Source organism: Nonomuraea sp. SBT364 (assembly GCF_001083785.1).
Lineage (GTDB): Bacteria > Actinomycetota > Actinomycetes > Streptosporangiales > Streptosporangiaceae > Nonomuraea.
Map to the genome: position 1 here is coordinate 1 of NZ_LAVL01000361.1, position 1,003 is coordinate 1,003.

Sequence of the window (1,003 nt, forward strand, 5' to 3'; positions counted from 1 at the left end):
GCCCGGCCCCGCTCGGCCACCAGCTCCCGCTCCCCGAACGGCCGATACGACGGCCCCAGCTCCGCCAGCGCGAACCGCACCAGCCGCACCGCCGACGACACACCACCCCACACCGCCAGCCGGTCCCGCCCGTGCCGCCGGTGCTGGTGCTGGTGCTGGTGCTGTGGCCGGGGAGGTGGGGTGGCTGGAGGCGGGTGACGAGCCTGAGGTGGCCGCGCTGCTGGATGAGCACGCGCCTGATTCGTACGCGGTGCCGGGACTGGCCGGGGTGCGGCGGTGGCCCGGGTTACGGGTCGGTGGTGAGCTGGCGGCGGGGGCGGCGGACGGGTGGCCGGCGCCGTCGGGGGGGGTGCTGGCGGGTGTGGCGACGGTGGGGCGGCTGCGCGGGCTGGGGCTGGCCGAGCGGGTGTGCCGGTGGGTGTCGCGGGAGCTGGTGGCCGAGCGGGGCCGGGCGGCGCTGATGGTCGACGATCACAACGTGGCGGCGCTGGCGGTGTATGAGCGGATCGGCTACCGGCGGCGCCGGGTGCTGGCGGCGCATGTCACCTGAGTGTGTGCTGGTCGCGTACGAGATCGAAAATTAATTCGGGTGAGGTTGGGGGAGGTGTCAGGCACAGTGGACGCGTGATGACCGATTTTGTGCCTGGTATCGAATTGTCCCGTGCTTTCTACCGGGAGGCGGTGGCGCCGCTGCTGGCGGGGGTGCCGCACAGTGCGGCGTTGATCGGGCCGGGGTCGGAGGTGTTGTCCTTCGACACGGGCCGGTCCGCCGATCATGATTGGGGGCCCCGGGTGCTGGTGTTCGTGTCCGGGGAGGGGGCCGGTGAGGTGGAGGCTGCGGTGGCGCGCGGCCTGCCCGAGAGTTTCGGTGGGTTTCCCACTGTTTTCGACTATCACGGTGAGGTGCGGCCGGGGGTGGTCGTCGCGGATCTGGGGGAGTGGCTGCGGTTGCAGCTGGGGTTCGATCCGCGGGGCGGTGTGTCGCTGCTGGACTGGCCCTCTC

At 72.5% G+C, this 1,003-nt stretch carries 1 protein-coding gene and 1 pseudogene; both read left to right on the forward strand.

All coding sequences use genetic code 11. The features are described from left to right. Positions 1-163: 163 nt before the first annotated feature. Positions 164-550 (forward strand): GNAT family N-acetyltransferase, encoded by a 387-nt coding sequence (locus tag ADY59_RS47355; protein ID WP_082310942.1) that lies wholly within the window; start codon positions 164-166, stop codon positions 548-550. Positions 551-627: 77 nt separating this feature from the next. After that, a pseudogene (locus tag ADY59_RS52250) lies at positions 628-1,003 on the forward strand (DUF4037 domain-containing protein); the annotation flags it as partial.